The organism is Pseudomonas sp. RL_5y_Pfl2_69 (genome assembly GCF_963970465.1).
GTDB lineage: Bacteria > Pseudomonadota > Gammaproteobacteria > Pseudomonadales > Pseudomonadaceae > Aquipseudomonas.
This window is the reverse complement of the sequence record NZ_CAXAOU010000006.1, coordinates 41,831-67,339: the sequence shown is the minus strand read 5'-3', so window position 1 is coordinate 67,339 and position 25,509 is coordinate 41,831. Positions and strand designations below refer to the sequence as shown.

General features: G+C 55.7%; 22 protein-coding genes and 1 pseudogene. 13 read left to right on the top strand and 10 right to left on the bottom strand.

Features of this window, described 5'->3' with window-relative positions; genetic code table 11:
* The first annotated feature begins 80 nt into the window (after window positions 1-80).
* Together AACY07_RS12090 and AACY07_RS12085 are read left to right on the top strand one after the other, a co-directional pair.
* Entirely contained in the window at window positions 81-2,513 is a 2,433-nt protein-coding gene (locus AACY07_RS12090) for a TonB-dependent siderophore receptor (RefSeq protein WP_339474986.1), read from the top strand.
* Between the two features lie 122 nt (window positions 2,514-2,635).
* Window positions 2,636-2,788, top strand: a pseudogene (locus AACY07_RS12085) (IS3 family transposase); the annotation flags it as partial.
* 27 nt (window positions 2,789-2,815) lie between these two features.
* Here AACY07_RS12085 and AACY07_RS12080 read toward each other — a convergent pair.
* On the bottom strand, window positions 2,816-3,727 hold the full coding sequence (locus tag AACY07_RS12080; protein ID WP_339474984.1) for a bifunctional GNAT family N-acetyltransferase/nucleoside diphosphate kinase regulator: 912 nt from the start codon (window positions 3,725-3,727) through the stop codon (window positions 2,816-2,818).
* A gap of 336 nt (window positions 3,728-4,063) precedes the next feature.
* Here AACY07_RS12080 and AACY07_RS12075 point away from each other — a divergent pair, with 336 nt between their 5' ends.
* Window positions 4,064-5,398, top strand: coding sequence for a serine hydrolase domain-containing protein (locus tag AACY07_RS12075; protein ID WP_326398946.1), 1,335 nt, complete (start codon window positions 4,064-4,066; stop codon window positions 5,396-5,398).
* A 124-nt stretch (window positions 5,399-5,522) separates the two neighbouring features.
* Window positions 5,523-6,707, top strand: a complete 1,185-nt coding sequence (cfaB, locus tag AACY07_RS12070; protein ID WP_339474983.1) for a C17 cyclopropane fatty acid synthase CfaB — start codon at window positions 5,523-5,525, stop codon at window positions 6,705-6,707.
* 54 nt (window positions 6,708-6,761) lie between these two features.
* Here cfaB and cls read toward each other — a convergent pair whose 3' ends face one another.
* Window positions 6,762-8,201 carry a cardiolipin synthase gene (cls, locus tag AACY07_RS12065; RefSeq protein WP_339474982.1) on the bottom strand — a complete coding sequence of 480 codons (1,440 nt, stop codon included), beginning with the start codon at window positions 8,199-8,201 and terminating at the stop codon, window positions 6,762-6,764.
* A 135-nt stretch (window positions 8,202-8,336) separates the two neighbouring features.
* Between cls and AACY07_RS12060 the strand changes: the two genes are divergently transcribed.
* Window positions 8,337-8,855: a DUF3617 domain-containing protein gene (locus AACY07_RS12060; RefSeq protein ID WP_133074929.1), complete on the top strand. Its 519-nt coding sequence runs from the start codon at window positions 8,337-8,339 to the stop codon at window positions 8,853-8,855.
* On the opposite strand, the gene AACY07_RS12055 is transcribed toward AACY07_RS12060, so the two are convergent.
* Window positions 8,856-9,416: a gamma carbonic anhydrase family protein gene (locus AACY07_RS12055; protein WP_326397162.1), complete on the bottom strand. Its 561-nt coding sequence runs from the start codon at window positions 9,414-9,416 to the stop codon at window positions 8,856-8,858.
* A complete protein-coding gene (gene folE2 / locus AACY07_RS12050) occupies window positions 9,413-10,309 on the bottom strand; it encodes a GTP cyclohydrolase FolE2 (RefSeq protein WP_339474981.1) in 897 nt (298 codons plus the stop codon). Before folE2 ends, AACY07_RS12055 begins: the two co-directional genes overlap by 4 nt.
* A 148-nt stretch (window positions 10,310-10,457) precedes the next feature.
* On the opposite strand from folE2, the gene zigA reads away from it, so the two are divergent.
* From zigA to AACY07_RS12035, 3 genes are read left to right on the top strand one after another with little or no spacing between them, the layout of a single operon-like run.
* Window positions 10,458-11,666 (top strand): zinc metallochaperone GTPase ZigA, encoded by a 1,209-nt coding sequence (gene zigA / locus AACY07_RS12045; protein ID WP_339474980.1) that lies wholly within the window; start codon window positions 10,458-10,460, stop codon window positions 11,664-11,666.
* Window positions 11,663-12,316, top strand: coding sequence for a DUF1826 domain-containing protein (locus AACY07_RS12040; protein ID WP_339474979.1), 654 nt, complete (start codon window positions 11,663-11,665; stop codon window positions 12,314-12,316). The genes zigA and AACY07_RS12040 overlap by 4 nt, the downstream gene beginning before the upstream one ends.
* Window positions 12,317-12,355: 39 nt before the next feature.
* On the top strand, window positions 12,356-13,330 hold the full coding sequence (locus AACY07_RS12035; RefSeq protein ID WP_339474977.1) for a CobW family GTP-binding protein: 975 nt from the start codon (window positions 12,356-12,358) through the stop codon (window positions 13,328-13,330).
* A 196-nt stretch (window positions 13,331-13,526) separates the two neighbouring features.
* Here the strand turns inward: AACY07_RS12035 and AACY07_RS12030 are convergent, their stop codons facing one another.
* Window positions 13,527-13,928, bottom strand: coding sequence for a DUF3301 domain-containing protein (locus AACY07_RS12030; protein WP_326397169.1), 402 nt, complete (start codon window positions 13,926-13,928; stop codon window positions 13,527-13,529).
* A gap of 113 nt (window positions 13,929-14,041) precedes the next feature.
* Between AACY07_RS12030 and pdxY the strand changes: the two genes are divergently transcribed.
* Window positions 14,042-14,914 (top strand): pyridoxal kinase PdxY, encoded by an 873-nt coding sequence (pdxY, locus tag AACY07_RS12025; RefSeq protein ID WP_339474974.1) that lies wholly within the window; start codon window positions 14,042-14,044, stop codon window positions 14,912-14,914.
* A 46-nt stretch (window positions 14,915-14,960) separates the two neighbouring features.
* Here the strand turns inward: pdxY and AACY07_RS12020 are convergent, their stop codons facing one another.
* Window positions 14,961-15,446: an acyl-CoA thioesterase gene (locus tag AACY07_RS12020; protein WP_019826917.1), complete on the bottom strand. Its 486-nt coding sequence runs from the start codon at window positions 15,444-15,446 to the stop codon at window positions 14,961-14,963.
* 287 nt (window positions 15,447-15,733) lie between these two features.
* Here AACY07_RS12020 and AACY07_RS12015 point away from each other — a divergent pair, with 287 nt between their 5' ends.
* Window positions 15,734-17,494: a cation:proton antiporter gene (locus AACY07_RS12015; protein WP_326397171.1), complete on the top strand. Its 1,761-nt coding sequence runs from the start codon at window positions 15,734-15,736 to the stop codon at window positions 17,492-17,494.
* Window positions 17,495-17,537: 43 nt separating this feature from the next.
* On the opposite strand, the gene AACY07_RS12010 is transcribed toward AACY07_RS12015, so the two are convergent.
* The 3 genes from AACY07_RS12010 to uvrD all read right to left on the bottom strand — a co-directional run bounded on the left by AACY07_RS12010 (window position 17,538) and on the right by uvrD (window position 21,383).
* A complete protein-coding gene (locus AACY07_RS12010; protein WP_016782918.1) occupies window positions 17,538-17,945 on the bottom strand; it encodes an SMI1/KNR4 family protein in 408 nt (135 codons plus the stop codon).
* A gap of 133 nt (window positions 17,946-18,078) precedes the next feature.
* Window positions 18,079-18,933 (bottom strand): Tim44 domain-containing protein, encoded by an 855-nt coding sequence (locus AACY07_RS12005; RefSeq protein WP_133074921.1) that lies wholly within the window; start codon window positions 18,931-18,933, stop codon window positions 18,079-18,081.
* A gap of 266 nt (window positions 18,934-19,199) precedes the next feature.
* Window positions 19,200-21,383, bottom strand: a complete 2,184-nt coding sequence (uvrD, locus tag AACY07_RS12000) for a DNA helicase II (protein WP_133074920.1) — start codon at window positions 21,381-21,383, stop codon at window positions 19,200-19,202.
* Window positions 21,384-21,574: 191 nt separating this feature from the next.
* Here uvrD and AACY07_RS11995 point away from each other — a divergent pair, with 191 nt between their 5' ends.
* The 3 genes from AACY07_RS11995 to AACY07_RS11985 all read left to right on the top strand — a co-directional run bounded on the left by AACY07_RS11995 (window position 21,575) and on the right by AACY07_RS11985 (window position 24,539).
* Window positions 21,575-23,110: a putative bifunctional diguanylate cyclase/phosphodiesterase gene (locus AACY07_RS11995; RefSeq protein ID WP_339474973.1), complete on the top strand. Its 1,536-nt coding sequence runs from the start codon at window positions 21,575-21,577 to the stop codon at window positions 23,108-23,110.
* A 157-nt stretch (window positions 23,111-23,267) separates the two neighbouring features.
* On the top strand, window positions 23,268-24,134 hold the full coding sequence (gene hexR / locus AACY07_RS11990; protein WP_133074918.1) for a transcriptional regulator HexR: 867 nt from the start codon (window positions 23,268-23,270) through the stop codon (window positions 24,132-24,134).
* A 192-nt stretch (window positions 24,135-24,326) separates the two neighbouring features.
* Complete coding sequence (locus AACY07_RS11985; RefSeq protein WP_133074917.1) at window positions 24,327-24,539, top strand: PA3496 family putative envelope integrity protein; 213 nt, start codon at window positions 24,327-24,329, stop codon at window positions 24,537-24,539.
* Here the strand turns inward: AACY07_RS11985 and AACY07_RS11980 are convergent.
* Window positions 24,481-25,443: a LysR family transcriptional regulator gene (locus AACY07_RS11980; RefSeq protein WP_326427631.1), complete on the bottom strand. Its 963-nt coding sequence runs from the start codon at window positions 25,441-25,443 to the stop codon at window positions 24,481-24,483. The genes AACY07_RS11985 and AACY07_RS11980 overlap by 59 nt on opposite strands.
* Window positions 25,444-25,509: the final 66 nt, after the last annotated feature.

Sequence of the window (25,509 nt, the reverse complement as noted above, 5' to 3'; positions counted from 1 at the left end):
TGCTTCCAATTCTCATTTCCCGGCCGTCCTTGTTGTAGCCAATCCATCAGAGAGTCGGGAAAATGCCTTCAACCTCGCCCATGCGCCCCCCATTCACCCCTGCCAGTGCCTTGGTCCTGGCGCTCAAGCTCAGTGCCGGCAGCCTGGCGCTGGCCGCCTTTGCCCCGGCATTGGCCGAGCCACTGAATCACTACAACATCCAGGCCGGGCCCTTGGCTGAGGTCTTGAGCCGCTATGCACGCGAGTCCGGGGTGTCGATTTCTTTTGAGACGCGCCAACTCGCCAGCCAGAACAGCAACGGCCTGACAGGTGATTACGGGGTGGACGAAGGATTTGCTGCATTGCTGCGCGGGCACGGCCTGCAAGCCGTGCCGAGCAGCGACGGCTATGTGCTGATGGTCGTGCCGCAAGCACAGGGCGCGGTCGAACTGGACGCCACCCGGGTCAACGCCAACACCGGGGGTGTGAGCTCAGAAGAGACCCGCGCTTACACCGTAGGCTCCACCAGCACCGCGACACGACTGCCGATGAGCCTGCGCGAAACACCGCAATCGGTGAGCGTGGTCACCCGTCAGCAGATGGACGACCAAGGTATGAAAAACCTGGATGACGTGTTGCAGGACGCGCCGGGCATCACCATCGTCAAAAACGGCGGCGAGCGCTCGCTGTACATGGCGCGCGGCCAATTGGTCGACACCCTGCAAATTGATGGCGTGCCCACCAACATCAGCAACGCCTATTCGATGGACGCGATCTCCAAGCCCACCACCGATATCTATGACCGCGTCGAAATCGTGCGCGGCGCGACCGGTTTGCTGGAAGGTGCCGGCAACCCGTCCGCCACCATCAACCTGGTGCGCAAACGCCCGACGGCCGAGCCCCAGGCGCTGATCGAAACCTCGGTCGGCTCGTGGGACGACTACAAAACCATGGTCGATCTGTCATCGCCCCTGAACGATCAAGGAACAGTGCGCGGGCGCACGGTCATCACCTACAACAACGCCAACAGCTACATGGACACCGCGAAAAAAGAAAATCAGGTGTTCTATACCCTGCTGGAAGCCGACATCAGCAAAGACACCATGGCAACGCTCGGTTTCAGCTATCAGAAAGAGCGCAACTCGGGGTACGACTGGTCCGGTTTGCCGACCCAGGAGAGTGGCAAGTTCTACCCGCTGTCGCGCTCGACGTCGCTGACCGGCAAGTGGAACCATCTGGATAAACGCAACACCACGGTGTTTGGGGATATCCAGCACTACTTCGCCAATGACTGGAAACTGGTGGTCGCTGCCAACCAGACCTGGGCCAAATCGGACTTTCTCGGCAACTACACCCAGCGTGTGAACGGCACCGAGAACATGTTTACCTTGAACCCACGGCACTTCCGCTACGACGACACACAGACCAGCGTAGATACCTACCTGTCCGGGCCTTTCAGTTTCATGGGAAAGCAGCACGATCTGGTCGTGGGCAGCAACGTGCGGGTCGATGATTTCGACTACCACGGTGGCCGCGATGCGTCCTACAAATACGTGTTCGACATCACGGATCCGGGCAGCTTTAACCCACCGACGCCTACTGGGCTTAACGTCAACCAATGGAAGTACAACATCACGCAGAAACAGGCCGGGGTCTACGCGGCGGGCCGTTTCAGCCTGACCGACAGCACCAAACTGATCCTGGGCAGCCGTATCAGTTGGTTCAAGAACGAGAGCATGTCGTTCGTCAGCAAGAAGATTAACAACGAGTACGAAAAAAACGCCGAAATCACCCCGTACGCGGGTCTGGTCCAGGAGCTGAATGACAACATCTCGGCCTACGCCAGCTACACCGAAATCTTCAAACCGCAGAACAACCTCGACAGCAACGGCACGGTGCTCAAACCGATGACCGGCTCAAACTACGAGTTGGGGCTTAAAGGAGAGTTTCTCGACAAGCGCCTGAACACCTCGGCGGCAGTGTTCCAGACTGACCAGATCGGACGTGCAGAAGCCTACAGCGACGCTCAAGCAGATACGCTGTGTCCGGAGTTGCCGAACGGCTGCTACCGCGCTTCAGAGAAGGTGCGTAATCGAGGGATCGATCTCGAACTCAACGGTGCATTGACCGAAGACTGGAACCTGTCGGCAGGCTACACCTACACCCAGTCCAAATACGTGGCCGGTAGCCAGAAAGGAGAGGACTATTCAGCTTTGTCACCACGCCACCTGTTTAAAGTGACCACGGACTACCGCTTGCCGGGCGTCATGAACCAGACACGCGTCGGCGGCAGTTTCTTTGCGCAAAGCAAAATGACCAACACCTACCCGGGCGACGATTACAAAATCCAGCAGCAAGGCTATGCCCTGACCAATCTGCATGCGATCTACGAGATCAATAAAAACCTCGAAGTCCAATACAACCTCGATAACGTGTTTGACAAGAAGTACTACCAAAGCACCGGCAACACCAATTACTGGAACTTCTACGGCGCGCCGCGCAACTTCAACCTGGCATTAAGGGCGAAGTTCTAAAGCGGCTGAGAGTCTGTAGGAGCCTCCCCGCCACCATGCGCCGCGCTGTCGCGCAGCAAACAGGCCGCCGATAATCGACAGCATCCCCCAATCGGTTCCCTCTCCTTCGGGAGAGGGCTAGGGTACCGACTCCTGGCTACATGACCGGTCAACAAGCTCAGAGAGACATCAGTCAGTGCCTGATGCTTCACTACAACTGGATTCGACCTCATCAATTTAACGATGGGTTGGCTCCGGCAAAAACCGAAGAAAACCTTAAAACTGTGTCCGGGATCAAGACGCACACTGAGCAAACGGCTCAATTACAGGTGGAAGTGGCCTGCAGCCTCCGGCTGGTAAAGCACTTTCCTGATCTCAATCCGGCGGGTCCGATCAGAAATTCGCCAGTCGATAGTATCCCCCTCCTGATAACCCAGAATGGCGGCGCCGATGTCGGAATACACGGAATGCTTTCCTGCGTTGCTGTCCGCATCTTCAGGGTAGACCAAGGCCACTTCGATCTCTTCGTCGTCCAGTTGCAGCAAGGCCCTGGAGTTCATCGTGACGACATTGCACGCCACCTGTTGCGGCTTGACGACAATGGCACGCTCAAGCTCATGTTCGAGTTCAACAACGACCGGGCCTTGCTCGAGGGCGATCAGACTCTCGAGCCTGGCCTTGTCGATTTCGGTGATGTAGATCCTGGTGGAGTCGCCAACGGCACCTTCACGCAAGAGCTGGAGATAGCGCCCCGCCGTCATGGAAAATGACTTCAATGTCGGCGATTCGCTCTCAAGCACAAAGCCGCTGCGCAGAAAGGCTTTCAGCGAGCGCGCGTTGTCCGGGTGGATCTTGGCGATGAGCTTCTTGGCTCGCATGTCGAGGAAGGCCAGTTTCATGCCTTCGCGGATCGTGCGGGCGCCAAGGTTTCGGCCCCATTTATCGCTGTCTCCGATGACCAGAACGATCTCGCAATTTGAGCCGGTTTTGATTAGACGGACAAAACCCACTGGGGCGTCATGCCTGTCAAAGGCCATGAAGAACCGGCCACCCTGGTTGAATAGATGGGTCAGGATCGGCAATTGAGTCCGATCAATGGCTTGCTCAATGGAGCGGGAGACATGACGTGAATCGCTCAGATAGCAGGTAACGCGTTCATCCTCCAACCAATCCATCAACGTCAGCGCGTGTGCACGAGTAATCTCAGGGCACAGCGAAATGAAAGGCTTGTTCATCTTGACCACACTTACTTGTTAAGAATGGAAGCCCTTCATGGCTAGGGTCATGACGGTTCTTCGGCAACCGGCTATTTTAAGACATAACGCGAGTAATGCCGAATAGCCTGGAGGTTTCGAGGAAACCACCGTTTTTGCCCCTTTATCCGACCGTACGTGGATGTCGTGTCATTAGCAGGTGCAACAGTTTTAACGCTCTACATTCTGTAGCAACAACTCGACCCGCCCTGCGGGTCGAGTTGTTTTCGGGCTGTGGATAAGAGGGATATGAGCTATACAGATCAGTCACTTCTATCGCAAGGTGGTGTGCGGCCTTGAACTGAAAAGGAATATTCGATGTTTAAACAATTTTTTAAACCTGCCCGTACCGGCGCAGTTTTTTTACTGTCTTGCCTGGCGGCCTCTATAGCCTGTGCCACTGAAAAAACCACTTACCCGGATGCAGCCGCCAGCGACCCGGCGAAAATGGGCTGGATGGTCGGCGCGCCGCCACCGCCTGATCGCATTGTGCGGTTTGCCGATGGCAGTTATTTCCAGTTTCCGGCCATGCGCTGGAGTGTTTCCAACTTTCGCCAATTGATGCCCACCACCAATGTTTCACGTGGCCTGGGCGCACCGGTACCGCTGGCTCAAGCCTTGCGCACGGATATCGACGGGTTGACCTTTGTGCCACTGGGCAGCAAGCAACCGATGACCTGGGAGCAATCTCTGGCGGCGAACTACACCGACGGCATTGTCGTATTGCATCGCGGAAAAATAATTTATGAGCGCTACTTTGGCGTCCTGAACCCCGAAGGTCAGCACGGCGCAATGTCGATGACCAAATCGGTGGTTGGCACCATGGGTGCCATGCTGGTGGCTGACGGCACGCTGGATGCCAATAAAAAAATTGCAGAGTACGTGCCGGAGTTGGCCAAGTCGGCTTTTGGCAACGCCACCTTGCGTCAGGTGCTGGACATGACCACGGGGCTCAAATACAGCGAGGATTATGCCGACCCCAATGCTGAAGTCTGGAAGCATGCCCAGGCCGGTAACCCGCTGCCCAAACCCAAGGGCTACACCGGCCCGCAAAGCTATATGGAATATTTGCAGACAGTTGAGCCAGAAGGCGAGCACGGCCAGGCATTCGCCTATAAAACAGTTAACACCGATGTACTGGGCTGGGTGATTGCACGGGTGACAGGGCGCAACGTTGCACAGTTACTCTCCGAAAAAATCTGGCAACGCATTGGCGCAGAACAGGCTGCTTATTTTACCGTCGACTCAATCGGCACTCCGTTCGCAGGCGGCGGCTTGAATACCGGGCTGCGGGACATGGCCCGATTTGGCGAGATGATCCGTAATAATGGCCAGTACCTTGGGCAGCAAATCGTGCCCAAAACGGTTATCGATGATATTCGTGGTGGTGGCGACAAAGCAGCCTTTGCCAAGGCCGGTTATGACCTGCTCAAAGGCAGCAGCTATCGCGACATGTGGTGGGTAACGCATAACGCCGATGGTGCCTTTATGGCTCGCGGTGTTTATGGGCAGCGCACCTATATCGACCCGAAAGCCGAGATGGTGATTGTGCGCTATGCCTCCAACCCGATTGCCAGCAACTCGGCGAATGATCCGGTGACCATTCCGGCGTTCGAGGCCCTGGCCAAGCAGCTGATCGCTCACCCGGAGTGATTACACCCTAAAGCGGCGCAGCGGGTTGCGCACGATCTGTGTGCACCTCTGGTCCACGAAACTGACAGTGTTCGTTATTCGTCTAACCTATAGTTTTGAGATCTGAACTGAAGGAGGAACACAGATGCTCGCGCAACTTCCGCCGGCCTTACAGAAACTTCAACTTCCATTACGGCTAAGGCTGTGGGACGGGCATGAGTTCAATTTTGGCCCGAGCCCCAGCGTCACGATTGTGGTCAAGGATCCGACCCTGGTGGCTCAGTTTACTCATCCCAGTCTGGACCTTCTGGGCAGCGCTTTTGTTGAGGGTCGACTTGAACTGGAAGGCTCGATCAGCGAAGCCATTCGTGTGTGCGATGAGTTGAGTCAGGCATTGCTGGACGATGATGAGGACACCACGCCACCTCGCGTGCATCACGACAAGGCCACAGATGCCGAGTCCATTTCCTATCACTATGACCTGTCCAACGACTTCTATCAGTTGTGGCTCGACCGCGACATGGCCTATTCCTGTGGATATTTTGAAACCGGAGAAGAGAGCCTGGATGAGGCACAACAAGCCAAGTTCCGTTTGCTGTGCCGCAAGCTGCGACTCAAACCCGGTGAATATTTATTGGATGTTGGTTGCGGCTGGGGTGGGCTGGCGCGTTTTGCCGCGAGGGAATACGGGGTCAAGGTGTTCGGGATCACCCTGAGCAAAGAGCAACTTACACTTGCTCGCGAGCGGGTCAACGCCGAAGGCCTGCAAGACAAGGTTGATCTGCAACTGCTGGACTATCGTGACCTGCCTCAAGATGGGCGGTTCGATAAAATCGTCAGCGTCGGGATGTTCGAGCACGTGGGGCACGCCAACCTGCGTGAGTATTGCGAGATCCTGTCCAGGGCTGTGCGTGAGGGCGGGTTGGTGATGAATCACGGGATTACCTCCAAGCACACCGATGGTCGTCAGGTAGGCCGGGGGGCGGGTGATTTTATCGATCGTTATGTATTCCCCAACGGGGAGTTGCCGCATCTGTCGATGATGACTGCCGAGATCAGCGAAGCAGGACTGGAAGTGGTGGATGTCGAAAGTTTGCGTCTGCATTACGCGCGCACGCTGGAGCATTGGAGCCAGCGACTGGAGCACAACCTTGAGGCTGCCGCCAGGCAGGTGCCGGAACAGGCCCTGCGAATTTGGCGGCTGTATCTGGCGGGGTGTGCTTACGCCTTTGCTCATGGATGGATCAACATTGATCAAATTTTAGCGACCAAGCCCCATGCGGATGGTTCGCTTGAGCTGCCACCAACCCGTGCGGACATTTATCGCTGACAGGTTTTTACATGGGAGTGAAAAGGCCGTGACGCTAGAGCGTCACGGCCTTTTTTATAGAACGGGCGAAACCAGCCGGGCCACCCGCATGCCCAACTGCTGTAAACGGTGGGTTGCCTTGATATCCGCTTCGGTGATTTCACGGGCCAGGGCGAAGTCATCGAGCAGCATATGTTCGACCTGTCTGGCGAACGCTTCGTCGACGGTAAGCAACATCACTTCAAAGTTGAGACGGAACGATCGGTTGTCCATATTGGCGCTGCCAATGGCGCTGATTTCGTCGTCGACCAACACCACTTTTTGATGCAAAAACCCCGGTTGATAACGGAAGATTCGCACGCCTGCGCGTACTGCTTCAAAGGCATACAGGCTGGACGCGGCATACACAATCTTGTGGTCCGGGCGGGACGGTATCAGGATTCGAACATCCACACCGCGCAGTACGGCCAGCCTTAAAGCGGAGAACACCGCCTCATCGGGAACAAAGTAGGGGGTCGTAATCCATACCCTGCGGTTGGCGGCATGGATGGCTTCAACAAAAAACAACGAGCAGGTTTCATACGGGTCTGCTGGACCGCTGGCCAGAAACTGGCAGAGCACGCCGCCGTCCGGATAACTCTGGGGCAGGAGCAGGGGGGGCAGTTTGCGTGCGGCCCAGAACCAGTCTTCAGCAAAGGACTCCTGCAAGCAGGCCACCACAGGGCCGGTGACTTCGACGTGGGTATCGCGCCACGGAGACAGTGGCGGTTTGGCGCCCAGGTATTCATCCCCAACGTTGTGCCCCCCAACAAAGCCCCGCACGCCGTCTACCACTACCACTTTTCGGTGGTTACGAAAGTTCACCTGGAAGCGACTGATCCATCCGCCATGTGTGGCAAACGCATAAGTTTGAACACCGCCTGCGCGCAAGGTCTCGGCGTAAATATTGGGCAGTGCATGGCTGCCGATGCTGTCATAGAGCAGATGCACTGCGACCCCTTGTGCGGCTTTTTCCAGGAGCAATGCATGCAGCTTCATGCCGAGGTCATCGTCGTGAACGATAAAAAACTGGACCAGCACGACTTCTTTTGCTGCACGGATGGCGTCGAAAATAGCGTCGAAAGTAGCGGTGCCATTGATCAGCAATCGTACGGTGTTGTTTGCCAGGCAAGGCATGCGCCCTAACCGGGGCATCGCTCGCAGTGATGCATAGGCATTTGAGTTACGTGCTGCGAGGGCTTCTTCTACCCACGGCCGCCAGCTCAGGTGAGTGATGGCTTCTCGCATCTCCTGATTGGCATCGCGCCGGGCCCGAATGTAATCGTCAAATGTGCTGCGGCCAAAGATCAGGTACGGGATCAGTGTGATGTAAGGAATGAAGAATAATGACATGGCCCAGGCGATCGAGCCTTGCGCCGTCCTGACGGTTAATACCGCATGTACGGCAGCAATCAAGCCTAAGCTGTGGATTAATAGAATCAGATAACCAAATATGTGCGGGCCTAGATAATCCATGCGTATCCTTGCTCCTCAATGTTCAATGCCAATTACTGACAGACCACGTTCTGTAGTGAATGTCCCCATTTGGGTGCGTTGCAACACTCGCCCTTTTTTGACGTCTAACGCTGACAATAGCGTAGGAGTTACTTGATGAATGTTCGTCTGCTTGGGTTGTTCATGGCCTGTGGTTTGTCGATCCCGGTGGCTCAGGCCCAAATGCTGCAGCCGGGGCTTTGGGAACTGAGCTCCAGCAATATGCAGGTAGACGGCCAACAATTGCCTGAACTGCAGGTAATGTTAGGCCAGTTGCAAAATATGCTGACCCCGGAACAAAAAGCCCAATTGGAAAGCCAAGGGCTGACCATGGCAGGCAAAGGTGTTCGGGTCTGCCTCACCCCTGATCAAGTGAAAACAGATGACATCCCGCTGACTGATCCCAAGTCGGGATGTAACCAGCAGATCACTGAGCGTAGTGGAAATAAGTGGAAGTTTCGCTTTAGTTGTCCAAAAGCTCAGGGCGCAGGTGTGGCAACTTTTGCCAGTGATCGTGAGTTCACCACCCAGGTTAATGGCACCTTTAACGCGACCGGGATTCAGCAGAAGGGCAGCATGGACACCCGTGCTGTCTGGTTGGGACAAAACTGTGGAACAGTCAAACCCCGCACTTGATTAGAACTCGTTTTGCAGCGCCTTGTAGCCGCGTACCAGATCAACATTGGTGCGCGCTACATCCTCTGAAAACTCCGATGCGCTGACACTGACCGGGGCAAACTGGCTCAGGTCAGTGTTTGGCCCGATACGCGTTGTGGAGGGGACGTAGAATTTATCCGGCAGGTCGCGGCCATCGACGACCGAGTTATGCCGCACCACACACCCGTCCCCCAGTTCGCAGTTGAATAGCACACTGTTGAAGCCGATAAACACTCGATCACCAATACGGCAGGGTCCGTGAACGATGGACCGGTGCGCAATCGAGGTGTTTTCACCAATAGTGACTGCAGCCCCGGACTTCGAGTGAATCACCACACCGTCTTGGATATTGGAATTGGCTCCGATAGTAATCGGCAGCATGCCACCCTCACTGTCTACTTCATCGGCGCGTATCACGGCATATGGCCCGACAAATACATTCTCGCCAATCACTACCTTGCCGCAAATAATCGCGGTTCTATCAACGTAGGCTGACTCGGCGATCTTCGGCAGATCACCGGACGGATTCTTACGGATCATAGTGGTCTCCAGTTCCAGCAGCTCTGGGCTACGGCGTCATGGCTGTGCAAACTTTCAGCGTGTACCACTTTGAGGTTGAAGCCTTTCACTCCCGGTACAACCTTCAACGCGACATTCAGTCGCCGTACCGCATCCTCACAGAACATCAGGTTTTGACCGTTGGCTAATGCGAAGGCTTGTTCATCTGCTCGTTTGACTGCGGTTTGTACGGCGGTACCCAATGCTCCTTCTGCTTCATCGATAAGCAGGTTGATCGGAAACTTCTGCACTTCAGAGCTGAGGCGAGTCTGCAAGTAGGCGGTACTTCGTTGGCTATGGGGCGTTGCAACAATGCCCTGAGAACTACCAAGCCAGGTTAAAACTTCGGCGTGCTGCAGTGGCTTGTTTGCGAAGTCATTGACGAATTGTTGCTGGATTAACTGACGGGCCAAGGCAGCGGAGCATGGGCAAGTCGATGAGTAATCCACCTCAATTTTTAGTTCCACGTGGAACATTCCGTTTTTCAGAGACGCATCGATACTCACCGGATAGCTTTTCCAGCCACTCAGTGGGCTTACTAAAGCGGGACGTTTTAGCAGCACGTGGGTGTGAATTCGTAGGTAGGCACAGATCGATAAATCGTCATGACTGTCTAGAAATTGCTGCAAAACTTTTTTAAAAACGAGAGGGTTCAGGTCCTGCGACTCGAGTACTTCTAGCGCTAAATAAAGTCGTGACATATGAATCCCGCGGGCTTCACCGTCATCCAGACTTACACCTGCATCAGCTGTTGCTGCGAGTCGCTGGCCGTCAATCAAGACTGGCAGCGCAATACCGCACATTCCAACCCATTCAAGTGGGATAGCTTGTCGAGCGTTTTGTGACGCTATGTCGGGAAGGGTTAGGGCATTCATAAAAGGCTTCCATCGAGGGAGTTGGCGTTTTGTTACTTAATAACAATTCTAATGCTTTGTATTGTTATAATGTATCATTATCGACGATCAGAAATGATCGAGCCAACAAGCGGGCGCTTTGACCTGCCTATCCTGATGAGGAACTCCCATGCCTAAACGTCTGCCGGTGACAGTGCTGTCCGGATTTCTCGGAGCGGGAAAAAGCACTCTGCTCAATTACATTTTGCGTAACCGCGACAACTTGCGTGTAGCGGTGATCGTTAACGACATGAGCGAAATAAATATTGATGGCGGTGCAGTTCAGCGTGACGTGACCTTGAATCGTGCTGAAGAAAAACTGGTCGAAATGAGCAATGGCTGCATCTGCTGCACCCTGCGTGAAGACTTGCTGGAGGAGGTCAGTGCACTGGCGAAGGACGGTCGATTTGATTATTTATTAATCGAATCAACGGGTATTTCAGAACCTCTTCCCGTGGCAGAAACCTTCACTTTTCGCGATGAGGCAGGGCAGAGCCTGGCGGATAGTGCCCGTCTGGATACTATGGTCACGGTGGTGGATGGCCTTAATTTCTTGCAGGATTATCAAGCGGCAGAGAGCCTGGATTCTCGAGGAGAAACCCTTGATGATTCCGACGAGCGGTCAATAACCGATTTGTTGATTGAGCAAATCGAGTTCGCGGACGTCATCTTGATCAGCAAAATTGACCTCATCAGCAGTGCCGACCGACACGAATTAATGGCCATTTTGCAGCGTCTGAATACACAGGCAGAAATAATCCCCATGGTCATGGGGGAAGTCCCGCTAAATAAAATTCTCGATACCGGGCGTTTTGATTTTGAGCGTGCGGCCCAAGCACCTGGCTGGTTGCAAGAGCTGCGCGGTGAGCATGTATCTGAAACCGAAGAATACGGCATCGCCTCCAGCGCCTATCGCGCTCGCCGTCCGTTTCATCCCGAACGTTTTTTTAATTTCATCGAGCGTCCCTGGACCAACGGCAAATTGCTGCGTTCCAAAGGTTTTTTCTGGCTGGCCAGTAAATATCAGGAGGCGGGCAGTTGGTCCCAGGCAGGCGGCTTGATGCGCTATGGGTTTGCCGGGCGCTGGTGGCGTTTTGTGCCGAGCGACCAATGGCCACAAGATCCGGAAACCAGGGCGGAAATTCTTCAAAAATGGCTGCCAGACACCGCAGATTGCCGTCAGGAATTGGTGTTTATAGGTCAGCACATCGACTTTTCCCTTCTCACCCATGAGCTTGATGCCTGTTTGCTCAGCGACGCCGAAATGGCATTGGGCGAAGCAAGCTGGAAACGACTCAACGATCCCTTTGGTGATTGGTATGAAGAGGTAGCCGCATGAAGAATGCATTTACCTTTATCGCTCAGCCGTTGATCGATCAGGTTCGTGGGCAAACGCCGGAAATCATGACGCGGATTCTGGATGAAAACGTCAACTTGGCTATCTGGCAGCGTCAGTTACCTGTGCATATCGTCGATTTCGGGGCTTTATTACTCGCGTTAGACGAGCCATTGGCTGACGCCATCGTGATAGATATGCCCAACGAAAAGGCTCAGCCCAATTTGGCTGGCTTGGCCGCCAGGTTTAATGATCTGGAGGGCTATGCAGGCTTCATTGCCGATGTTTCCTGGCTGGTGAGCGCCTATGCGTGCCTGTTGGGCGCAAAACGCGTTGGGCTGCGTCTCAGGGCGCTGGATAAGGCCATGTGCCCACGGTTTCATGTGGACCACGTACCTGTGCGACTCATTACCACTTATGCGGGAGTGGGTAGCCAATGGCTGGAAGAAGGGGTGATGGAGCGTTCTCAGTTGGGCCAGCCGCAGGCCGAGCCAACCCGTGGCTCGTTGATTCAGCAGGTGAATGCCGGTGAGGTGGCCTTGCTCAAGGGAGAAAAGTGGCACGGCAATGAGGGGACGGGCTTGATCCATCGTTCTCCGGCACTGGAGCCGGGCGAGCGCCGATTGATTTTGACCCTCGACTGGCTGGCCTGAGGCATATTGCTGCTTTGATCAACATAGAAGCTGGCGATCATGTTGCAGAACATACCCACCCACGTGATTGCCGGGCCACTTGGCGCCGGCAAAACCAGTCTGATTCAGCACCTGATGACGCACAAGCCCGCCCATGAGCGCTGGGCAATATTGGTGAATGAATTCGGTCAAATAGGTCTGGATGCGGCTCTGATGAGTCAGGGGAACGATGCAATTGCGATTGCCGAAGTGGCTGGCGGTTGTGTGTGCTGCGTCAATGGCGCTCCTTTCCAGATTGGTTTAAGCCGTCTTTTACGCAAGGCCCGCCCCGACCGATTATTGATTGAGCCCTCAGGCTTGGGCCATCCCGCACAGATTTTAAAGCAGCTGAGTGAGGCACCCTGGCGGGGTGTTCTGGCCCTGCAGCCGTGCGTCATGGTGCTTGATGCGCAAGCCTTGGCCCAGGGCAAACCCTTGCCTGAAACCCAGCAAGAAGCCTTGAAAAGTGCCGGTTTAGTGGTCATGAATAAATCTAATAGTGTCCCAAATGAGCAACGTGAGCAGATTGCATACAGCCTGCCAAAGTGCCCGATTGTATGGGTCGAATATGGCCGGATCCCTTTAAATACGCTGCCTGCAGCCGACATGAATATCACTCATGCTGTGGATAACTCATTGATTTATAAGGAGTTTAATCAAATAGTCAGCGTGTTTTCAGACCCAAGTACACCGATTGTGATGACTCAGCTTCAGCCTCAGGCCTGGAGTGTGGGTTGGCGTTGGCATGCCTCAAGGCAATTTGACTTGGGGTTGCTGCGCCAGTGGCTGGAAAGCCTCAATTGGCGCCGTGCGAAGGTGGTTATTCATGGCCCGGAAGGCTGGTTTTCAAGTAATTCTGTGGATAACTCAGTCGCAGCCTGGGTGCCGAGTGAGTGGCGTACGGATTCACGCCTCGAATTAATATTTGATCAGCCGCAAGACCTGGATGTGCTTCGCTCGGGGCTGGAAAACTGCCTGCACGAGGACGTTTTTTAGGGGGGTGGGCATGGGGTGCGAGCAAGGGAACAGGGCGTTTTACTTGATTCTGTGCTGGTAAAATTGTCCTACAACATTAAGTGTGCCCATTGATTTCCACCGGCCAAAAACCAAGAGAAGTGTCTATCTCAATGGTTTTAGCCTGTTATGCGGGGAAGTTATCCACAGGTACGTTGCAGAAAGGTGCGAGAAGGGCTCAGTGGCGGGTCTTGCTGTGTTCCTGGCGCCATTGGCTGAGTTCAATCACTTGAGCGCTGGGAATTTCGCTGGGCTCAGGCTCGGTCTGGAAGGGATAGGGCGGCAGTTCGATTTTTGCGCTATGGGCACCGAACTGGGTGATGGTCCCGGTATGGCGTTGATCTCCCGTAACCGTGAACTCGAAGTTATACACACGGGCCAGGCGTTTGTGGCCATTGGCATCGGGGATCAGGCCGATTTTTTTGAGTGCCACGTTTTCATCCAGCAACTCGATATCGAGATTCTTGCAGTGCTGTTTGACGCGCTCCAGCGCCCGCTCGCGCAAACCGTGGTTGTGCCACAGCCAGGCTGCGCCAGTGGCCAGCAGCATCAGCACAAACATATTTCCTAGGGTCAGCATTACATGTGCTCCAACAGATTGTGCTCAGCTTAACTGCGTCTTCAACCTGTCGTACAGGCCGCGTTTCGTCGCATACTGCGTGGCTTGAATCCACCCGTAGTCTGGAATCCGGCATGAAACGTACACCTCATTTACTCGCCATCCAATCCCACGTGGTTTTCGGCCATGCCGGCAACAGCGCAGCCGTTTTTCCGATGCAGCGCGTGGGGGTGAATGTCTGGCCTCTGAACACGGTGCAGTTCTCCAACCACACTCAGTATGGTCAGTGGACAGGCGAAGTGTTGGCTCCCGAGCAAATTCCTTCGCTTGTTGACGGAATTGCCGCCATCGGTGAGCTGGGCAACTGTGATGCGGTCTTGTCCGGTTACCTGGGCAGTGCGGCTCAGGGGCGGGCAATCTTGAGTGGCGTGGCGCGTATCAAGGCCGTAAACCCCCATGCGCTGTACCTGTGCGACCCGGTAATGGGCCACCCGGAGAAAGGCTGCATCGTCCCCCAGGAAGTGAGTGATTTCCTGCTCGAAGAAGCGGCCGCGATGGCCGACTTTTTGTGCCCCAATCAGCTGGAGCTGGACAGTTTTTGCGGTCGCCATCCGCAATCGTTGTTCGACTGCCTGGCGATGGCCCGCAGCCTGCTGGCCCGCGGCCCGAAAGCGGTGCTGGTCAAGCATTTGTCTTATCCCGGCAAGCCGGCAGAAAGTTTCGAGATGCTGCTGGTAACAGTAGAAGGGAACTGGCACTTGCGCCGTCCACTGTTGGCTTTCCCGCGTCAGCCCGTGGGTGTGGGCGATCTGACTTCAGGCCTGTTTTTAGCGCGAGTATTGCTGGGCGACAGCCTGGTGGCCGCTTTTGAGTTCACCGCTGCGGCGGTGCACGAGGTGCTGCTGGAAACCCAGGCCTGCACCAGCTACGAATTGCAGTTGATCCGGGCCCAGGACCGCATTGCTCATCCGCGTGTGCGGTTTGAAGCCGTGCCGATCAGTTTGTAAGCAAACTTGAAAACCTTGTGGGAGCAGGCTTGCTCCCACAAGTCATTTACACCGTCTCGTCTTTCAGCTCGCGATAACGCTGCTCCAGTTCCTGACGGATCTGGCGACGTTGCTTGCCCTGAATAAAACGACGCTTGTCTTCACTGTTCAACGGCTGCAGCGGCGGAACAGCGGCCGGTTTACGGTCGTCGTCCACGGCGACCATCGTGAAGAAACAGCTATTGGTGTGGCGCACCGAGCGTTCACGGATATTTTCGGTGACGACCTTGATGCCGACTTCCATCGAGGTGTTGCCGGTGTAGTTGACCGACGCCAGGAAAGTCACCAGCTCACCGACATGAATCGGTTCGCGAAAAATAACCTGATCCACCGACAAGGTGACTACATAACGCCCCGCATAGCGGCTGGCGCAGGCGTAAGCGACCTCATCCAGGTACTTGAGCAGGGTTCCGCCGTGAACATTGCCAGAAAAATTGGCCATGTCCGGGGTCATCAGGACCGTCATCGACAGTTGGGCGTTTCCGGGTTCCATAGCAGCAGGCTCGTGGTTGTGTTGCAGCAGTGAAATGGGTATCTCTGTGGATACTTGTCGATTTTTGAAACAGTAATTAACGGGACGTTGCCGTTTTGACTGCCGTCACGCTTATATCCATCTGTTTCCATATATTGCACCGCCTTTATGCTGGAAGTCGCGGTGTTAACCTGCAAAAGCCCGTTAGTCGGGTAATTCCTACATTTAGAACGGTCGATACGCACAGCCAGTCAGGCGGCGTCTGTCGTCATGTTGCCTGTTGAAAATTAAACAAGGAGCGCCACGCCATGCATGCCATCAGTTTTATCCAGGATCTGGCAGTCATCATGCTGGTCGCAGGTGTGGTGACGATTCTTTTCCACAGGTTCAAGCAACCCGTGGTGCTGGGCTATATCGTTGCGGGTTTTATCATTGGCCCGCACACCCCGCCGTTTGGCCTGATCCACGATGAAGAAACGATCAAAACCCTGGCCGAGCTGGGGGTTATTTTTTTGATGTTCTGCCTGGGACTGGAGTTCAGCCTGCGCAAGTTGTTCAAGGTCGGGGCAACCGCCTTTATCGCAGCGTTTATGGAAATTACGCTGATGATCTGGATCGGCTACGAAATTGGCCGCTGGTTTGATTGGAACACGATGGATTCGCTGTTTTTAGGCGCGATTCTGGCCATTTCATCGACCACCATCATCGTCAAAGCCCTTAACGACCTGAAAATGAAGAACGAGCGCTTCGCACAGCTGATTTTTGGCGTGCTGATCGTTGAAGATATTTTAGGCATCGGGATTATTGCGCTGCTGTCGAGCATCGCTGTCAGCGGCAGTGTCAGCCCCGAGGAAGTTTTTTCGACAGTCGGTAAATTGTCGTTGTTCATGATTGTGGCGCTGGTCATCGGCATCTTGCTGGTGCCGCGTGTGCTGGCGTATGTGGCCAGATTCGAAAGCAATGAAATGCTGCTGATCACCGTGTTGGGGCTGTGTTTTGGCTTCTGCCTGCTGGTGGTCAAGCTGGAATACAGCATGGTGCTCGGGGCCTTTTTGATCGGGGCGATCATGGCTGAATCCCGTCAGTTGCTGAAAATCGAGCGCCTGATCGAACCGGTACGTGATTTGTTCAGCGCGATTTTCTTTGTCGCCATCGGGCTGATGCTCGACCCGGCGATCCTGCTGGAATACGCGGTGCCCATCGTGGTGATCACCATTGCGGTGGTGCTGGGCAAAATGCTGTCCTGCGGGCTAGGGGCATTTATCGCAGGTAATGACGGACGCACATCGCTGCGGGTTGGGATGGGACTTTCTCAGATTGGGGAGTTTTCTTTCATCATCGCGGCGCTGGGTATGACATTACAGGTCACCAGCAGCTTCCTGTACCCCGTAGCGGTTGCTGTATCCGTACTGACGACCTTGATGACGCCTTATCTGATTCGCGCCGCAGACCCGCTCTCGCTCAAGCTGGCACAGGTGGTGCCTGGTCGTGTGTCACGGGTGTTCGGGCTCTATGGCGAATGGCTGCGCAGTATTCAGCCGCAGGGAGAAGGGGCGTTGCTGGCCGCGATGATCCGGAAAATCCTGATGCAGGTTGGGGTCAACCTGGCCTTGGTCATCGCTATTTTCTTCGCGGGTGGTTATTTCGCCCCCCGGATTGGCCGTTACTTGCAGGGCTGGATTCTGGAGCCGAGCTGGCAAAAAGGGATTATCTGGGGCGTGGCCTTGTTGCTGTCGCTGCCGTTTTTGATCGCGGCGTATCGCAAGCTCAAGGCGTTGTCGATGCTCCTGGCCGAGATGGGCGTCAAACCGGAAATGGCCGGGCGTCACACGCAGCGCGTGCGTCGGGTGATCTCGGAAGTGATCCCGATTCTGTCGTTACTGGTGATTTTTCTGCTGTTGTCGGCATTGTCGGCGAGCATCTTGCCCACCAATGAATTGCTGATCGTGATCGCAGTAGTGGCAGCGGGAGTGGCTGCGCTGTTGTGGCGCTGGTTCATCCGGATCCATACCCGCATGCAGGTTGCACTGCTGGAGACGCTGGATAACCACAAGGAAGGGGGGCACTGACAGCCCGCTGACCAATGGCTGGAAAGCGGGCATCAAGCAGGTATCAGCTTTCCAGCCAGACGTCGCGCGCCCAGTGCCAGACCGATTCCCATGTTTCTTCGGTAACGAGCTCTTCTTCGCCGGACCACAGCACCACGGTGCCGTCTTCTTCTACGCAGTAGTAGTCGTCGCCGTCCTGGCAAATAGGGATCAAGCTGCGGTCAACGCCGGCATCCCAAGCGTTGGCTGCCACTTCCGGCAGGTAGGTGTGTGATTGTGGGTCGGTCACGGTGACCGGCTCCAGGCTGCCATACACCACGTCACTGACGGTCAGCAGAAACTCTCTGAAGACAAACGGAATATCAATGAACAGCTGTTCTTCGATTTCCACCAACTGGTCTTCTTCAGGCAGTTCCAGAGGAACTGGTACAGGCTCGTTTTTTTCGCGTAGCTCTTCAATGATCTCTTCCACGACCTCATCCTCATGCTCTATGGCGCGGTTTATATGACGCGCTTTATACAGTAGCTCGTTATAAGTGCAATCGTGAAATGCAAAGCCCCGGACAAGTCCGGGGCTTTGGTTAACGCATGTGTAGCTTGCGGGATCAGCCGTTCTGGCGGATACCGGCTACCAGCCAAGGCTGGTTATCACCTTGCTGACGCTCCATGTTCCAGCTTTCGCTGAAGGCTTCGCCCTGGTCAAAGCGCGAGTTTTTCGACACGCCGCTGAAGGTCAGGGTTGCAATGGTTTTGTCTGCACGATCATCCAGGCCGTCCAGTTGCACGGTCAGGTTGTCGATGTAGGTGGACTGGAAGCCATCACCCAGCTCAGCGCGTTCACGCTTGAGGAAGTCGAGCATCTGCGGTGTTACGAACTCGGCGATCTTGTCCATTTCGTTGGCATCCCAGTGCTGTTGCAGGGACTGGAAATGGTTGCGCGCAGCTTCAAGAAAGTTCTGCTCATTGAACCAGGCCGGTGCATTGATCACCGGGCGTGCCGCAGGGGCTGCCGAACCGCCGCCGAAGAAGGACGAAGGTGCTGGCTTGGCGTCAAAGGCTTCGCGTTGCAGTGGAGCGTGACCGGCAGGGGCCATCATCTCGGATTGTTGCTTGCGACGACGGGCCGCGATAAAGCGGAAGATCAGGAAGGCGATGACCGCCATGATCAGGATGTCGAAGAACTGCATGCCCTGGAAGCCACCGCCCATGAACATGGACGCCAACAGGCCACCGGCTGCGAGGCCAGCCAGAGGGCCGAGCCAGCGCGAAGCACCACCGGCTTTTGCGGCGGCGCCTGCAGCACCGGCAGCTGCAGGGGCTGCAGCTGGAGCGGCCTGGCGCGTTTGGTGGCTAGGCGCTGCACCAGCGCTTTTGCCGCCGCCGAAGCGCTTGGCGTTCGCGTCGAGGCTCATCGTCAAACCGATGCACAACGCCATGGCGATGCTAAGAAAACGTTTCATAAGGGGTTCCCATTTGTGGATATCACGCGCGCCATGTTGCACAGGTGAGTTGTGACTGGCTAGCGGTGAAGTGTTTCGGGCTTTTGCCTATTTATCTGTAAGAGACAGATTTTTTTACTGTAGGACGCATTGATGTGGGAGCGGGCCTGCTCGCGATTCCCGGCACTCGGTGCATCTGATACACCGAGGTGCTGCCATCGCGAGCAAGCCCGCTCCCACCGTTATCTATCAATCCAGACTATTCCCGCAAAGCTGTCGGGTTGCTGTCAGACCGCTTCAAGTTTGGCGTAGCCCATCATCAGCCACTTGCTGCCTTCGGAGAAGTTCACCTGTACCCGCGCCTGCGCGCCTGCGCCTTCGAAGTTGAGGATGACGCCTTCGCCAAAGACCGCGTGCTTGACCATCTGGCCAAGCTTGAATTCGGTTTCTGGTATTTCCGAACCGCCAAACAGGCTGCTGGCGCTCTGCTTTTGACCACCACCGAAAGGGCGACTGACGCTGTTGGACAGACGAACTTCCTGGATCAGGCCTTTTGGAACTTCTCGTACGAAGCGCGAAACCTTGTTGTAGGTCTCGCTACCGTACAGGCGTCGGGTTTCAGCGTACGTCATGACCAGATTCTGCATGGCGCGGGTAATGCCCACGTAAGCCAGACGCCGTTCCTCTTCAAGGCGGCCGGGTTCTTCCAGGCTCATCTTGTGCGGGAACAAACCTTCTTCCATGCCCACCAGGAACACATACGGAAACTCCAGACCCTTGGCGCTGTGCAGCGTCATCAGCTGGATACCGTCTTCATGCTCTTCGGCCTGGGTATCGCCTGCCTCCAGTGAGGCATGACCAAGGAAGGCGGCCAATGGCGACAGCTCTTCATCTTCGTCATTGTTCTCGAAGTTGCGCGCTGCGCTGACCAGCTCCTCAAGGTTTTCTACCCGGGCCTGGCCTTTTTCGCCTTTTTCCGCCTGATGGTAGGCAATCAGCCCACTCTGTTCGATCACGGTTTGGGTCATCAGATGCAGAGGCATCTCCATGACTTTTGCCGCGAGGTTCTCGATCAGTTCAATAAAGCCGGAAATGGCGCCTGAAGCACGACCGGGGAGGGCTTTATTGGCAATTAGCTGGCGCATCGCCTCCCACATCGACACATCGCTGTGACGTGCGTGATCGCGAATGGCCTCGACGGTTTTTTCGCCGATACCGCGGGCAGGCACGTTAATCACCCGCTCCAGCGCGGCATCATTGCCACGGCCTTCGAGCAGGCGCATGTAAGCCATGGCGTTTTTGATTTCTGCGCGCTCGAAGAAGCGCTGGCCACCATAAATGCGGTAAGGGATACGTTCGCGCAGCAACGCTTCTTCAAGCACCCGCGATTGGGCGTTGGAGCGGTACAAAATGGCGATATCGCTATGGGCCAGGCCGGTTTTCAAGGCGCTTTCGATGGTCTCGACCACGTAGCGCGCTTCATCGTGTTCATTGAAGGCTGCGTACAAATTAATTGCTTCGCCTTCACCGCCGTCAGTCCACAGCTCTTTGCCCATGCGTCCGGTGTTGTTGGCAATCAGGGCGTTGGCCGCTTTGAGGATGCCTGCCGTGGAGCGATAGTTCTGCTCCAGGCGAATGGTTTCGGCGTCCGGGAAATCGGTTGAGTACTGGTAGATATTTTCGATTTTCGCGCCGCGCCAGCCGTAGATCGACTGGTCGTCATCGCCCACGACCATCAGGCTGTCGCCGCCCTGGGCCAGCAATCGCAGCCAGGCATATTGAACGGCGTTGGTGTCCTGGAATTCGTCGACAAGAATGTGGCGGAAGCGCTTCTGGTAGTGCGCCAGCAAGCCCGGGTTGTCGCGCCACAGATCCAGGGCGCGCAGCAGCAGCTCGGAAAAGTCGATGACACCGGCACGCTGGCACGCGACCTCATAGGCCTCGTAAATATTGCGCATGGTGGCCAGGAACAAGTCGCCGCTGGCCTGGATATGTTTAGGACGCAGGCCTTCGTCTTTTTGACCGTTGATAAACCACTGCGCCTGACGCACCGGCCAGCGCTGTTCATCCAGCCCCAGTTCACGGATCACGCGCTTGACCAGGCGTTGCTGGTCATCGCTGTCGAGGATCTGAAAGGTCTGGCTCAGCCCGGCTTCTTGCCAGTGAGCCCGCAATAAACGGTGTGCCAGCCCGTGGAAGGTGCCGACCCACATGCCCGCCGGGTTGATACCCATCAGTTGCTCGATGCGGTGGCGCATCTCGGCGGCGGCCTTGTTGGTGAATGTCACCGACAGGACTGAGTGCGGCGACGCGTTCTCGACCTGGATCAACCAGGCGATACGGTGCACCAGCACACGGGTTTTGCCGGAACCTGCGCCGGCCAGAACCAACTGACGCCCCACACTGGCCGTGACGGCCTGACGTTGGGCATCGTTGAGAGAATTTAACAAGAGAGAGAGATCATCGCGCATCGGGGCATTTTAGGGGCTGTTGACGTTTTATTGCTAGCCACGTAGCGCTCTTGGGCCGAGCGGTCAAAAAGCCTGCCGGTATGGGCTGTGCCGGTTTCATCTATTAAATGATGCCTGTGCGTTTGGTCGCGGGCACAGCTTGTGTATGCTCGGGCAACTTCCTGGCTCCCCTACTGATAAGAATTTCGCCGATGGTTCAGAGTTTAAATTCGCCGGGATTTTTTTTCGGCCTCGGGTTCGGCCTTTTTCTGCTGGTGAGTGGTCTGGGTTGGCAAGTAAAGCGGGTCAATCTGCGTCACAAGGTTCAGCGTTTGCGCCATCAAGGTCTGTTCGACGACTTGCAGCAAGCCAATGTCCGCAGTGAGCAACTGAACGCTGAGCTTTTGCGCGAAGTGGAACTGCGCCGTCTCGTTGAAGCGCGCGTTCGCCACCTCGCCCATTTTGATGAACTGACCGGCCTGGCCAACCGTCTCTTGTTCAAGGAGCGACTGGAGGAGGCCAGCCAGCGTGTTCGCCAGGGTTCATGCCACCTGACGTTGCTGCACATCAACCTCGATCGTTTCAAATTGCTCAATGACAATCTTGGGCACGAGCTGGCCGATCATGTGCTGCAAAAAATGGCAGAACGCATCACCAAGGCCTTGCCTGAGGCCAACACCATTGCGCGACTGTCGGGCGATGAGTTTGCCGTGCTGTTTGATGCCTACAGCAGCCTGACCAGTCTGGCGCGGGTAGCGACCCGACTGATGGAAAGACTCGGCCGGCCCTTGGTGGTGGATGGCCATGAGCTGATCATCAGCGTGTCCATGGGCATCAGCCTGCTGCCGGGCAGCGCACGGGACATTGCCACCCTGGTCCACCAGGCCAATAAAGCCATGCGCCAGGCCAAGCATCTGGGCGGCGGCACTTTTCAGTTCTACAGTCACAGCCTGCAACACAGCACCCTGGAGCGCTTGCAACTGGAAAGTCAGTTGCGCAAAGCCATTGCCCAATGCCAGCTCGACGTTTTCTATCAACCTAAACTATGCCTTGCAACGGGGCGCCTGCACGCAGCTGAAGCGCTGGTTCGCTGGGATCATCCGCAGTTGGGTAGCGTCCCTCCGAGCGACTTCATTGCCTTGGCCGAGGAGACTGGTCTGATCAGCGCCATCGGAGAGTTCGTGCTGCGCGAAGCCTGCCGGCAAGCCTGTGAATGGCAGCGCACAGGGCTGGCGCCGATACGGGTGTCGGTGAACCTGTCGGGGCATCAGTTGCGCCAGGGCAAACTGGTCAGCCTGGTGCGCCAGGTGCTTGAAGAAACCGGTCTGGCGCCGCACTGCCTGGAACTTGAGCTGACAGAAAGCCAGTTGCTCGACAATGTTGAATACGTCATCGCAACCTTCCAGCAATTGCACGAGCTGGGCGTGAGGCTGGCGATTGATGACTTCGGGACCGGTTACTCCTCGCTCAGTTACCTCAAGCGATTTGCAGTGGATTACGTGAAGATTGATAAAACCTTTATCCACGGCCTGGGGCGCTGCAGTGAAGACGAGGCCATCACCCTCGCGATTATCTCCATGGCCCATAGCCTCGACCTCAAAGTCGTGGCCGAAGGTGTCGAAAACGAGGCGCAACTGGCATTTCTCAAGGCTCGCCAGTGCGACGAAGTGCAGGGTTACTTGATCAGCCGTCCGGTAAACGCTGCGCAGTTTGGCGATTTGTTACGTGCCGGTGTAGTGGATTTGTAGTGCCAAAAAGGGCTACATCGCCCTGAAGCTGCATGAATCATGGGAAAGATAAGGGTAAGACAGGGTGTATTGGGTGGGCAGAAAGCGAATTCTTGTAGTATAACTACAAGAATGCTACATCCCCGGCGCCTGCCGCTTACAGACCGAGTCCTGCCCTTTGAACCTGCTGCAACATATTGCCCAGTCACGCCACCTGTTACGTAAATCGGAACTCAAGGTCGCCGATCACGTGCTGCTTGATCCTGCGGCTGTAATGCACAGTTCCATGGCCGACCTTGCCCACAGTGTCGGTATCAGTGAGCCCACCATCGTGCGCTTTTGCCGGGCAATTGGGTGTTCCGGGTTCCAGGACTTGAAACTCAAGCTGGCGCAAAGCCTGGCAGCAGGTGCCAGTTTCGGTCAGTTCGCAATCCACGAAGACGATTCGGTTGCGGACTACAGTCTGAAAATTTTTGACACCACGCTGCACACCCTGATGGAAGTGCGCGAGAAGCTTGATCCCGTGGCGCTGCAGCGTGCGGTGACGGCCATGTCGCAAGCGCAGCGGGTCGAGTTTTATGGTTTCGGTGCCTCGGGTGCCGTTGCGGCCGATGCCCAGCACAAGTTTTTCCGCCTTTTACTGACGGCTGCGGCGTACTCCGACCCCCATATGCAAGCGATGTCGGCTGCAACCTTGAAGCCTACGGATGTAGCGATTTGCATCTCCCAGTCGGGCCGTTCCAAAGACTTGCTGATCACCGCCAATCTGGTGCGTGAAAGTGGCGCGACCTTGATTACCTTGTGCCCGAGCCAAACGCCACTGGCGGAGCTGGCGACCGTCAATCTGGCTATCGATGTCCACGAAGACACCGAAATCTACACCCCGCTGACCTCGCGTATTGCCCACCTGGTGGTGATTGACGTGTTGGCGATGGGGGTTGCCATGGCTCGCGGCCCAAGCCTGGTCAACCACCTTAAAAGCGTCAAGCGCAGCCTGCGCAGCTTGCGTCTGTCGCCCAAGTCGCTGAAAAGCCACGAAGATTAATTGTGGGAGCGGGCTTGCTCGCGATGGCATCGCTGAAGCTTTCCTGACAGGCCGCGTTGCCTGAATCGCGATCAAGCGCCCTCCCGCACAGTACTCATATTCAGCCTTCATCCCCCTGTCATCCCATCTTCGCCAAGTCGTCATAAACAAAGTCCATCTTGAAACTCCCGTACACGCCTTGGGAGACTCGAAATGGCCCAGCCTTACGAAGAACGCAATAGCGCCGTCAAAACCCGCCGTCAGCAAGAAGACCAGCGCCGCATGGCCTTTCGCCGCGCAATCGAAGACCATGACAATCAGCGCCAGCTAAGGCTTGAAACCTCGGATTATCCCGACCTCAATGCAATCAACTATTGGCAGGCTGCGTCGGCAAGTGACCGTCGAAGCGCTCAACCAGCTCGCTGATTTGCAGGCGCTCACTGCGAATAAACCCCAGAAATGCATGGGCCACCGGTGACAGGCGCTTGGCTTTGGCCTGCACCACGCACCAGCTGCGATACAGCGGCAACTCTTCGACCGGCAACTCGCGCAGCAGGCCGGTCGCAAGTTCCAGGCTGACGGCGTGGCGTGTTAATAGCGCCACGCCCAACCCGGCCACTGCGCACTCGCGCTGGGACTCGTTGGACGACACTTCCAGTGTTTGACTGAAGTGAACACGCTTCTCCTTGAAGTACTCCTCGCACGCCATGCGTGTGCCCGACCCCTGTTCGCGCATCAGCAAGGTATACGGCTCCAGGTCCTGCAAACGGAGCGGACCACGGCTGCACAGCGGGTGGTCTGGCGGTGCGACGGCCACAATCGGGTTATTCAAAAACGGCAGAAATTCCAGGCCCATGTCCTGCGGCACCATCGACATGATCACCAGATCGTCGCGGTTATCTGACAGTCGACGAACGGCTTGCGCCCGATTGACCACCGTTAGCTGCAGATTGACCTCAGGGTGCTGGCGCTTGAAAGCGGCAAACAGGTGGGGGACGAAATATTTTGCACTCGATTCAACCGCCAGTTTCAGTTGGCCCTGCAGCGACCCGAGCATGTCCGAGAGCTGCATGTCGAGGTTTTCAAGGCGCCCGAAAATATCCCGGCTGGCCAACTGAAGCGCTTCAGCGGCCTCGGTCATGTACAGCTTTTTGCCTACGTAATCGAACAAAGGCTGGCCAATCAGCTCTTCAAGCTGACGAATTTGTAGACTTACGGCGGGTTGTGTCAGCGACATTTCTTCTGCAGCGCGGCTGTAAGAGCGCAAATCACAGACTTCGTTGAATACCTGTAATTGACGAAAAGTGATACGCATCAATGACTTACGCATTTTTATAAAATTATCCGAAGCGGCAAGTGATCTTACTATAAGTCGTTACTTATGCACGACCCAAGA

Excerpts from the sequence above, each read along its gene's own strand:
- AACY07_RS12090 (WP_339474986.1), top strand. The coding sequence starts at position 81 with ATGCGCCCCCCATTCACCCCTGCCAGTGCCTTGGTCCTGGCGCTCAAG.
- AACY07_RS12080 (WP_339474984.1), bottom strand. The coding sequence starts at position 3,727 with ATGAACAAGCCTTTCATTTCGCTGTGCCCTGAGATTACTCGTGCACAC.
- AACY07_RS12075 (WP_326398946.1), top strand. The coding sequence starts at position 4,064 with ATGTTTAAACAATTTTTTAAACCTGCCCGTACCGGCGCAGTTTTTTTA.
- cfaB (WP_339474983.1), top strand. The coding sequence starts at position 5,523 with ATGCTCGCGCAACTTCCGCCGGCCTTACAGAAACTTCAACTTCCATTA.
- cls (WP_339474982.1), bottom strand. The coding sequence starts at position 8,201 with ATGGATTATCTAGGCCCGCACATATTTGGTTATCTGATTCTATTAATC.
- AACY07_RS12060 (WP_133074929.1), top strand. The coding sequence starts at position 8,337 with ATGAATGTTCGTCTGCTTGGGTTGTTCATGGCCTGTGGTTTGTCGATC.
- AACY07_RS12055 (WP_326397162.1), bottom strand. The coding sequence starts at position 9,416 with ATGATCCGTAAGAATCCGTCCGGTGATCTGCCGAAGATCGCCGAGTCA.
- folE2 (WP_339474981.1), bottom strand. The coding sequence starts at position 10,309 with ATGAATGCCCTAACCCTTCCCGACATAGCGTCACAAAACGCTCGACAA.
- zigA (WP_339474980.1), top strand. The coding sequence starts at position 10,458 with ATGCCTAAACGTCTGCCGGTGACAGTGCTGTCCGGATTTCTCGGAGCG.
- AACY07_RS12040 (WP_339474979.1), top strand. The coding sequence starts at position 11,663 with ATGAAGAATGCATTTACCTTTATCGCTCAGCCGTTGATCGATCAGGTT.
- AACY07_RS12035 (WP_339474977.1), top strand. The coding sequence starts at position 12,356 with ATGTTGCAGAACATACCCACCCACGTGATTGCCGGGCCACTTGGCGCC.
- AACY07_RS12030 (WP_326397169.1), bottom strand. The coding sequence starts at position 13,928 with ATGCTGACCCTAGGAAATATGTTTGTGCTGATGCTGCTGGCCACTGGC.
- pdxY (WP_339474974.1), top strand. The coding sequence starts at position 14,042 with ATGAAACGTACACCTCATTTACTCGCCATCCAATCCCACGTGGTTTTC.
- AACY07_RS12020 (WP_019826917.1), bottom strand. The coding sequence starts at position 15,446 with ATGGAACCCGGAAACGCCCAACTGTCGATGACGGTCCTGATGACCCCG.
- AACY07_RS12015 (WP_326397171.1), top strand. The coding sequence starts at position 15,734 with ATGCATGCCATCAGTTTTATCCAGGATCTGGCAGTCATCATGCTGGTC.
- AACY07_RS12005 (WP_133074921.1), bottom strand. The coding sequence starts at position 18,933 with ATGAAACGTTTTCTTAGCATCGCCATGGCGTTGTGCATCGGTTTGACG.
- uvrD (WP_133074920.1), bottom strand. The coding sequence starts at position 21,383 with ATGCGCGATGATCTCTCTCTCTTGTTAAATTCTCTCAACGATGCCCAA.
- AACY07_RS11995 (WP_339474973.1), top strand. The coding sequence starts at position 21,575 with ATGGTTCAGAGTTTAAATTCGCCGGGATTTTTTTTCGGCCTCGGGTTC.
- AACY07_RS11985 (WP_133074917.1), top strand. The coding sequence starts at position 24,327 with ATGGCCCAGCCTTACGAAGAACGCAATAGCGCCGTCAAAACCCGCCGT.
- AACY07_RS11980 (WP_326427631.1), bottom strand. The coding sequence starts at position 25,443 with ATGCGTAAGTCATTGATGCGTATCACTTTTCGTCAATTACAGGTATTC.